The sequence below is a fragment of the Segatella paludivivens DSM 17968 = JCM 13650 genome (assembly GCF_000373185.1).
GTDB classification, from domain to species: domain Bacteria; phylum Bacteroidota; class Bacteroidia; order Bacteroidales; family Bacteroidaceae; genus Prevotella; species Prevotella paludivivens.
In genome coordinates this window covers 90159-99551 of the sequence record NZ_KB890631.1, presented here as the reverse complement: position 1 = coordinate 99551, position 9393 = coordinate 90159, and the positions used below count along the sequence as shown (strand labels likewise).

The 9393-nt window shown below is 37.5% G+C and carries 8 protein-coding genes; 4 read left to right on the top strand and 4 right to left on the bottom strand.

The genetic code is table 11. The features are described 5' to 3' along the window. Nucleotides 1–419: 419 nt before the first annotated feature. Nucleotides 420–764, top strand: coding sequence for a hypothetical protein (locus tag B045_RS0103420; protein WP_018462875.1), 345 nt, complete (start codon nt 420–422; stop codon nt 762–764). Between the two features lie 133 nt (nt 765–897). On the opposite strand, the gene B045_RS15485 is transcribed toward B045_RS0103420, so the two are convergent. From B045_RS15485 to B045_RS14820, 4 genes are all read right to left on the bottom strand, one after another. After that, nucleotides 898–1185, bottom strand: coding sequence for a hypothetical protein (locus tag B045_RS15485; protein WP_202900282.1), 288 nt, complete (start codon nt 1183–1185; stop codon nt 898–900). Nucleotides 1186–1285: 100 nt separating this feature from the next. Continuing rightward, nucleotides 1286–1900, bottom strand: a complete 615-nt coding sequence (locus tag B045_RS0103415; protein ID WP_018462873.1) for a DJ-1/PfpI family protein — start codon at nt 1898–1900, stop codon at nt 1286–1288. Next, nucleotides 1890–2723 (bottom strand): NAD(+) diphosphatase, encoded by an 834-nt coding sequence (gene nudC / locus B045_RS0103410; RefSeq protein WP_018462872.1) that lies wholly within the window; start codon nt 2721–2723, stop codon nt 1890–1892. Before nudC ends, B045_RS0103415 begins: the two co-directional genes overlap by 11 nt. Before the next feature lie 113 nt (nt 2724–2836). Next, on the bottom strand, nt 2837–3739 hold the full coding sequence (locus B045_RS14820; protein WP_018462871.1) for a helix-turn-helix domain-containing protein: 903 nt from the start codon (nt 3737–3739) through the stop codon (nt 2837–2839). A 197-nt stretch (nt 3740–3936) separates the two neighbouring features. On the opposite strand from B045_RS14820, the gene B045_RS14220 reads away from it, so the two are divergent. The 3 genes from B045_RS14220 to B045_RS0103390 are packed head-to-tail and all read left to right on the top strand — an operon-like array spanning nt 3937 to nt 9304. Further along, nucleotides 3937–4959, top strand: coding sequence for an efflux RND transporter periplasmic adaptor subunit (locus B045_RS14220; RefSeq protein ID WP_018462870.1), 1023 nt, complete (start codon nt 3937–3939; stop codon nt 4957–4959). A gap of 14 nt (nt 4960–4973) precedes the next feature. Then, the gene (locus tag B045_RS0103395) at nt 4974–8036 is read left to right on the top strand and encodes an efflux RND transporter permease subunit (protein WP_018462869.1); all 3063 of its coding nucleotides are present in this window, start codon (nt 4974–4976) and stop codon (nt 8034–8036) included. Next, nucleotides 8033–9304: a TolC family protein gene (locus tag B045_RS0103390; RefSeq protein ID WP_018462868.1), complete on the top strand. Its 1272-nt coding sequence runs from the start codon at nt 8033–8035 to the stop codon at nt 9302–9304. The genes B045_RS0103395 and B045_RS0103390 overlap by 4 nt, the downstream gene beginning before the upstream one ends. Nucleotides 9305–9393: the final 89 nt, after the last annotated feature.

Sequence of the window (9393 nt, the reverse complement as noted above, 5' to 3'; positions counted from 1 at the left end):
ATTTAATGTCACTTTTAGGCCGATAATGTCACTTAATGTCACTCGCTCATCCCTTATAAACAAAGGGTTTGTGGCAAAGTGACATTAGTGACATTGGAAAAACTTTTTCTGATAGTGTTGTCTTTAGCCGTGTCTTTAGCCGAAATAGTTTTATCAAGCCCCTATGACGAAGAACCTTTGATGCCTCTATTTTAAAATTTTTAGCAGTCCTAACGAATATCACTGAGTAATAGTGAGTAACTAATAATTATAAAAAGCTCCATTACCACTTGAAACACCTAGCCTAATATACTTTAAAGAAAATTAGGAATAAAAGAAATAAATAAGATTTTATTGTTTAACTTTGTACTCACCCAAGGGGGATACTTACAATAGAATTGTAACAGTTAAGAAAGTAATGATTTTAAACACTATAAAATATGGATACAAATGAAAAGTTAAACATTTTGTGGACAACGAACAATAAAGATACTTTTTTCAATATGTTGTCTATGTATGCAATAACATCTATGAAACGTGGTTGGTGGAAACAAGTGAATCTTATCCTTTGGGGGGCATCTGTAAAATTAGTAGCTGAGGATACACAAGTTCAGACTGAAATATTAGAGATGATACATTCCAACGTGTCAATTGAAGCTTGTAAGAATTGTTGTGAAAACTTTGGCGTAAGACCTATTATTGAAAAATTGGGAATTGATATTAAGTACATGGGGGAGCCATTTACTGAATATTTAAAGAATGGAGAAAAAGTTCTTTCGATTTAATCTTAAAGATTTGTACAAGTCCTTGAAGTTAGGCAGAAAACGATCATCCAGTCTAACACAATTATTATATCTGTACAAACATTTAAGGAGATCAAAAAAACTTTTTCTCCCTGATATATATAAAAAAGATCTGTTACAACGTCTTTTTAACTGATTTATGGTGGTAGCGCTTATAAACTGCATGTTGCTTCTTATTGTGAGTGACATGCCTTTTATAAACATAAGTTGGTGGATCACATACGCTACATGGTTCATAACCTTCAGACTTGGCATCTGAAAGGCTAATAGGAATACAACTACGACTTAAATAGCGGCAACCGTCAGAATGATACTTTGAGCCAGTTTTGGTGATAAAAACCGTCTGCGCAATAGCAAAAATTGCCATTGATAGAAAAACAAATACTAGCAATGATTTTTTCATGTTGTTTTTATTTTAAATATGTTAGTACATCATTCGTAATTCTACAGAGTTGCTCACTTCTATCTAGATGTCGTTATGATACCATGGAATTATAGATGACTTATGCCAGCGTCTTCATGAAATCACAAAAGCCTAGATGCATGAACTGGTAATATACGGCAATATTTTCTTCTGTGTCGATTTTCAACACCTTCATTAATTCAACAGCAAACTCCAGTGATGCTGTTCCATTAGCAGTAACAATACCGTTATCACTTACGGCCTGAACATTCTGATATCCAGCAGCGTTTGTATAGTTATCCCCACCCCAACGTTTCAATTCGTCAGGTCCATTTCCAGTATGCTTGACATTGTTAAGAAAGCCATTCTGTGCCAAGAAAGAAGCACCATTGCAGATACCACCTACTATTATGCCTTTTGAAATAGCGTCTTTCACAATAGGTGCTACTTGCTTTGCCTCATCCGTCATCCAACTAAATCCTCCTATAAGAATAAGGGCTGCATAATCTTCAGGCATGTTGTTAAAAGAATAGTCTGGCATCGTATGAAAGCCGCCACAAGAACGGACTAAATCCATCGTTGGTGCAACAACCTTTGTTACATATTTTGGATTTTGTTTCATTCCAAACTTATCACAATTGATAGAACCAGAAATATAAGCTGGTTCATAATCTGCATAATCGTTCAACAGAACGAATAAAACTTCATTTTTCATTATCTTTAAATCTTTTAATCATTGTCCAAGTGAGCGAACTTTCATCACTCTCAATTTTTATATCATCTCTAGAAATCCACTCGGCTGTGGCAAGTTCCCCTTTACCATCTGCATTGATATGGACTTCAGTGCCATCTGCTTCTGCCCAAAAGCCCATAAGTAATGCCGAAGAGAAAGCCCATGGCTGATTAGCAAAATATCTGATATTCTTTACTTTCAATCCAGTTTCTTCGCAGGCTTCACGGCGTATAGCTTCTTCCAAAGTCTCGCCTACTTCAACAAATCCTGCTACCAGCGAATGATGAGCATATGCCCCCTTTGCAGCATAACGAGTCAGCATTAGTTTATCACCATTAGTTATTCCGACAATTACCACAGGGGCTATTGTTGGAAAGATATGTCTGCCACAATTAGGGCATACCAATTCATTTCTTTCCTTACCATACTGAGTTAAAGTTCCACACCTTCCACATAGCTTATTGTCTTCATACCAAGTTGCCAAATGGGCACATGTAGATGCAGCAAATCTTATTTCCTGTGGAATGCTGTCAAGATGAAGTAAGCCAAGAAGTTTGCCATATTCCATATCTGGTGAAGATATATGCTCTACAGATATATAGAAGTTAGATTTCTCCACACTCATAATATACTTCAAGTCCTTTAGATCTATCCCCTTAAAATCAGAAATCAATGGTATATCAATTTCATCATTTGTCTTTTTAAATAGGACTTTACCATACTTGACAGAAACGACATAATCGTTGCTAGCAGGTTCTCGAGTTTCGTTGAACGAAATTTTATGTGGGTTTATTTCTTGAAACATATAATTTACAGTTTATTTGCTAATGATTCTTTAGATACAAAAGTAGTAAATATATAGTATAAACACACTACCACTATCATGAAAACAACATGAAAAATAACGATTGTTACGATTTACAACTTTTTCTTTCTTAATTTCTCTCTATATTCACGAGGAGACATTCCTAACATCGACTTTACAAATCTACCGAAAAAAGATATATTAGGGAAATCCATATCTATTACTATTTCTTTAATTGATAAATCTGTATATTTCAACCGGTATATGATTGCCTCCATCGTATAATCGTGAATATATTGCATAGCAGTCTTTCCCCCAGCCTTACTTATCACTTTGGAAAGATACTTTGGAGACACATTAAGCATCTCACCAGCCTTTTGTACTGTCCTTATCTTACCATCATTTGCTGTTAGCAACTCTACAAAACGGCGAAACAAAACTCCATTCTGGCTCTTATCAGCAGTAACATCCGGCAAGCCTTCCTCCTTAATTTTAGCATCTGCCATCTTAAAGAACTCCATTACAAGAGCTTGAAAAAGAAGTTTTATTATATCATGATTATATTTTTGATCACCGTCTTCGCTCATGTGAATCTTAGCAAGTTCGTAATAGTGTTCTATTATCTCACCTTCCTCATCAGATAAGTGCTGTTTAGGTGATTTTTCTAAAAGACCCGAAATATTCCATATTGCATCTTTTAGAAACAACGAATTACTAATGGCTGCTGTCGTAAAAACCAACATCTTAAATTCTACATCCTGACTCATCATGTAATCTTTAACATGCTGTCCTGCTTGACATAATATGTAGTCTTGTGATTTAAGAAGATATACATTATCATTAAGCGTAAGCTGCAATTTACCTTCTTCACAGTATACAAAGACATTGAACTCAAGGTTGATATCTTCGTAGTCTGCTAGTGAAGTCTGTGTAATATTGTCTATCAATATTATACCATCATTATTATAGTAGAGTCCATCTTCCTGTTGTACTCTTCCAAAAGTTACTTTATTCATGCCTGTAATGTTTTTGGTTTATTTTGCAAAGTAAATGTTTTTTTCGCAACATCCACTGTTCTGCATTCCACTTTTACTGTTTTATTATTCTTATTTCTTCATCAATAACACAATTTGCACAATTAAAGGATATTTTAGAACACCAAAAGGTGTCCTATTTGCTCTATTTTTGCAGTCGAAATATAAATAAAAAAATTATGGAAACTAAATTCAAGGTAGCATTATTTTTTATGTTGATTTTCCTAAGTTCATGTAGGAAGGGAGATAACAGTAATAACAAAACAGCTGTTAGTGTAAAAGTACAAACCGTCGGGATTGCAACAGATAACAATTCACAGTTCTATTCCGGAACCGTAAAAGAAGAAAACGGAGTAGCTTTGAGTTTTATCAATGGCGGAACTATTGAGCGAATGGAGGTTGACGAAGGACAATATGTCAAAAAGGGACAACTTATCGCTGTGTCAAATACATCTCAGGCATATTACCAATGGCAGGCTGCTCACACACAGACATTGCAGGCACGCGATTACTATAATAGGCTGATGCAACTGAAGGCAACAAATAGTGTTCCAGCGGTACAGTTGGTTGAAGCACAAAGCAAGTTGCGTGAGGCAAAGTCACAAGAGTCCATTACAAGCAAGATGATAAGAGACTGTAGCATCAGGGCTCCCTTTGATGGATATATATCAGAGAAGACAGGCGAGATAGGATTGAATGCTGGTCCAGGAATGAGTATTGCGAAACTTGTGAAAATAGATCATGTGAAAATAAACGTATCTGTACCAGAAAAAGAAATGAGTTCTATGAAAGTAGGCAAACCTGTAAAATTGCAAGTTGATGTACTTTCGGGCAGAGTATTTGTTGGTCGAATATCAGAAGTGGGTGTTGAAGCAGATATTCTTTCTCACTCTTATCCTGTAAGTATCAGTATAAACAATCCAGATCACAAACTTCTGCCAGGTATGATATGCAAAGTATATATAGGTGTATCACACAATAGAGGTATTATTATTCCGTTCAAATCAGCTCAGATGGATAACAACAACAGATATTACGTTTGGGTAGTAAAGAATGGAGTTGCACGACGTAAAAGTATCTCCATTTGTGATGAAAATGATAACGGAATCAATGTCACAGGCGGATTGTCTACCGGAGACGAACTTATTGTAGAAGGAATGCAAAAAATAAGTGATGGTTCACGTGTAAATATAATCAAGTAGGAAAGGATTCTATTATGAAAAAAACTATGCAAGAATGGGCTATGCGTTATCACAAGATTGTGATATTGATAGTCAGCTGCCTTATGGGGCTTGGTATCTGGGGGCTTGATAATATGAAGAAGAATGAGTTTCCTAATTTCACCATACGTCAAGGATTGGTAGTAGCCTTATACCCAGGTGCTACATCCGAGAATGTTGAGCAGCAGGTTACCAAACCACTTGAGAATTATATATTCACCTATAATGAAGTGAAACGTAAAAATACCATATCATCCAGTCGTGATGGCATTAGCATTATTCAGGTAGAACTTAATGATGATGTTAAAGACAAAGATGCCTTTTGGAGTAAGTTTCGTCATGGCTTGGATGCCTATGGACGACAGTTGCCTCAAGGTGTAGCGGGTACTGAGGTTATAGACGACTTTGGCGAAACATCCGCTATGCTGATTGCCATGGAAAGCAAACAAAAGACATACAGACAACTGAACGAATACATGAAGCAGTTGGAAGACAGTCTGCGAACGATTAACCATATAGGTCGCGTTCAGGTTTACGGAATGCAGAAAGAACAGATAAGCGTCACTATCGATAATGAAAGACTATCTCATTATGGCCTTACAAGCGAACAGGTTGCAGACGCACTTATGAAGAAAGGATGTGTTACTGGTTCTGGCCGTATAAAAGATGGTACCACTGAATATCCAATTTATGTAGATCTTGGAATGCAGAAAGTTTCAGAACTGAAGAATATACAAATCATTAATAATCCAACAACAAACTCATCTATCAGACTGATGGATATTGCCAATGTTAGAAAAGAATATCCAAAACCGGAATCGTATATCAATTACAATGGTTCAAAAACTCTTCTTCTGAGCATTGAGATGAAAAAGGGTTCAGACATTACATCAATGGGAGAGAAAGTAAACGAAAAGCTGTTATCTATTAAGCAGTCTTTTCCAAAAGATGTAAAGATACAGAAGATTACCGACCAAAGCAAAGTAGTAGAAGACAGTATATATTCATTCTTCGAAGAACTTCTTATTGCCATAGTAGCAGTTATTGGAGTTGTTCTGTTACTTATGCCTCTTCGTGTTGCACTTGTCGCCTCAGGCACAATCCCTGTTACGATTGCAATTTCCCTTGGTGCTCTATATGCTTTTGATATGGAACTTAATACCGTCACACTAGCTGCATTGATAGTAACTCTTGGCATGATTGTAGACGATTCGATAGTTATAATTGATAATTATATTGAACTCCTTTCATCTGGCATATCCCGTTGGCATGCTGCTATAGAGAGTGCTCGCCACTTTTTCAAATCAATACTTTCAGCTACACTGTCTATAAGCATAACATTCTTCCCACTTATAATCTTTATGAATGGTGGTCTTACAGAGTTCTTTGAGAGCTTTCCGTGGGCTATTACCATCATTCTGTTCATCTCTATGTATGTGGCACAACTTGTAGTTCCAATATTGCAGTATTTTTTTATTAAGCCAGAAAACATATCAATGGTCAACAGAGACAACAAGAAAAAGAAATTCTCAATATTAGAGTGGTTACAGGTAAAATATAAGTTATTACTTGACTTATGCTTCAGGCATCCCGCTATTACTATAGGTTCCACCGTACTAAGTGTTATCATAGGATGTGTTATGCTATCTATGGTTCCACAACAATTAATGCCCGATGCAGAGCGCAATCAGTTTGCCGTAGAGATAAGCCTCCCCACGGGTACAGTGCTTGACCGTACAGCTCAGATTTCAGATAGTTTAGAGCATATGATACGGCGTGATAGCGGTGTGGTTTCTGTCACATCGTTTATAGGAACCTCCTCTCCACGTTTCCATATTGACTATGCACCACAGTTAGGCGGCAGTAATTTTGCGCAGTTTATCGTCAACACCACCGACAATAAGATGACTGAGCTACTTGTAGATAAGTATAAGAATAAGTATTCAAACTATTTCCCTGATGCGAATGTACGTATCGTAAAACTATCATTCAATGATGAAGCCCATCCAGTAGAAGTGAGACTTACAGGTGGCAATTTAGATTCACTTTCCAAGGCAGCTGACATTATAGCCGAACGAATGCGCAAAATGCCGGAACTACAATTAGTACGCACCAGTTTTGAAGAGCCACTACATTCATTACACATCAGTCCTGACGATCAACAGATGCATATGCTTGACATGACAAATGCGAGTCTTCAGCAGACTATGATGTTGCAGTATAGCAGCGGGCTCAAGGTGGCAACACTTTGGGAGGGCGACTATGGTACAGATGTAGTTATGAAGTCGCAACACTCAGACAGTGCAACTGTAAATGATGTAAAAAACGAGCTAATACCTGTACATTATGGCTTAAGCAATGCTCCATTACGTCAGTTAGCCAAATTCAAAAGCCAGTTAGAATATGGGCAGATTACACATCGTGGCGGTTTGCGTAGTGTTACAGTATCTTCGGAGGTAGTAGGTAACAATAATGTTATATCTTCTACCGAACATCTGATAAAGAAACTGGACAATATACATCTGCCTAGCGGAGTAAGCCTTTCATATGGAGGTCGCTATGCTGGGGATAGTGATCAGATGCCAGGCATAATAATGGCATTAATCACATCTGTGGTCATCATCTTCTTCATTTTGTTATGGCATTTCAAACGCATAGGTATATCTCTACTTATGATGTCATGTCTGGTGCTATGCGTCTTTGGTGCAGCCCTAGGTCTCATCATTCAAGGAGTCAACTTTAGTATAACAAGCGTACTAGGCATAGTAAGTCTTATGGGTATACTTGTACGTAATGGCATCATACTCTTTGACTACGCCCACGAGATAAAACAGAAAGAGCATCTCACTACAGCCGACTCAATCTATTATGCCGCACTCAGGCGCATGCGTCCTATCTTCCTTACATCGGCAGCAGCCTCTATGGGTGTAGTGCCTATGGTTATCAGTGGTAGTTATATGTGGGCACCAATGGGAGCCGTGATATGCTATGGAACAATGGTTACAATGCTTTTCATACTCACAGTGATGCCTGTAGCTTATAAAATAGTAGTAAAATGAAAACAAAAAGAATAATTACATTGGCGATGGCATTGGTAATGCCATTAGCCTTGCTAGCACAGCATAGTTACACAGCCGAAGAGGTTAGTAAAATGGCAATAGAGCATAATATATCTGTTCGCACTGCCGACAATCAGATTAGTCAGGCATCAGAAACCCGTAAGGATACATATAATGCCTTTTTGCCAAAGGTAAGTGCATCTGCTATCGGATTTGCTGCCGACAAGCATTTGCTGGACCTTAACTTAGGTCTTGCGAGTTACTCAGCATTAAAGAATGGTGTAACAGCAGGCGTATCTGTGATGCAGCCAATTTATGCAGGTGGTCGCATCAGCAATAGTTATAAACTATCCAAGTATGGAGAAGATGCGGCACGCATTCAGAAAGACATCTCTATACGTCAAGTAACATATAATGCCCAGAGGTATTTCTGGCAGGTTGTTGACTGCAAAGAAGCCATTCGCACACTGGATGTATCTGATTCCCTTTTGAGCAAGTTACACATAGATGTGGCTTCAGCCGTTAAGGCCGGTCTGAAGAATCGTAATGACTTATTAAAGGTGGAACTGGAACAAAACAAAAATGAAAGTACGCGTATCAAACTTAACAATGCCTTGAAGCAGAGCTTGTTGTTGCTTGCTCAGTATATAGGAAAAGCTCAGACATCTATAGATGTATCTTCCCCTATAGAGATTGGCAAATTGCCAGATCTATATACGATGGCACTCTCATCATCAGATAAGGTTGAGCAAAGACCTGAATTTAAGTTGCTAGAAAAAAATGTTGATATAAGCCATACAAATCTTAATATCGAGAAGGGCAAGTCATTGCCCACTCTTAGCGTAGGAGCATCGTATTCGTATGACAACTTCTTTGATAAGAATAACTTATCAGGAGCTGTTTTTGTCACCGTGTCTGTTCCAATATCCAACTTATGGGAGGGTGCCCATAATGAGAAGAAAGCCAGTTTACAGTTGCAAAATGCGATGGAGACATTACAAGACAACAGAGAACTTTTAGCTATTGATATACAAAAGGCGCATGATGATGTAATAGAATCGTGGCAGCAGATAAAAGTATCTATAAAGTCAATAACACAAGCCGAAGAGAATCTACGTATAAATAACAATACCTATCGTGCAGGAACCACCACTATGACCGATATGCTTGATGCTCAGACTGCACTACAGAATGCAAAGAATGAATATATTCAGGCATATGCAGGTTATCAACTGTGCATCGTAGATTATAAAAATAAAACTGAATAGTTGAATCGTCATCCCCTTTCTAGTACTTAACACTATTGGCAATATGATAAAGAGGAGCTATAGATACTGAACAGGTAAGAGAATAGCAA

Bases quoted from the DNA above. Each gene is read 5' to 3' on its own strand.
- B045_RS0103390 (WP_018462868.1), top strand. From the start codon at position 8,033: ATGAAAACAAAAAGAATAATTACATTGGCGATGGCATTGGTAATGCCA.
- nudC (WP_018462872.1), bottom strand. From the start codon at position 2,723: ATGTTTCAAGAAATAAACCCACATAAAATTTCGTTCAACGAAACTCGA.
- B045_RS0103395 (WP_018462869.1), top strand. From the start codon at position 4,974: ATGAAAAAAACTATGCAAGAATGGGCTATGCGTTATCACAAGATTGTG.
- B045_RS14220 (WP_018462870.1), top strand. From the start codon at position 3,937: ATGGAAACTAAATTCAAGGTAGCATTATTTTTTATGTTGATTTTCCTA.
- B045_RS15485 (WP_202900282.1), bottom strand. From the start codon at position 1,185: ATGAAAAAATCATTGCTAGTATTTGTTTTTCTATCAATGGCAATTTTT.
- B045_RS14820 (WP_018462871.1), bottom strand. From the start codon at position 3,739: ATGAATAAAGTAACTTTTGGAAGAGTACAACAGGAAGATGGACTCTAC.
- B045_RS0103415 (WP_018462873.1), bottom strand. From the start codon at position 1,900: ATGAAAAATGAAGTTTTATTCGTTCTGTTGAACGATTATGCAGATTAT.
- B045_RS0103420 (WP_018462875.1), top strand. From the start codon at position 420: ATGGATACAAATGAAAAGTTAAACATTTTGTGGACAACGAACAATAAA.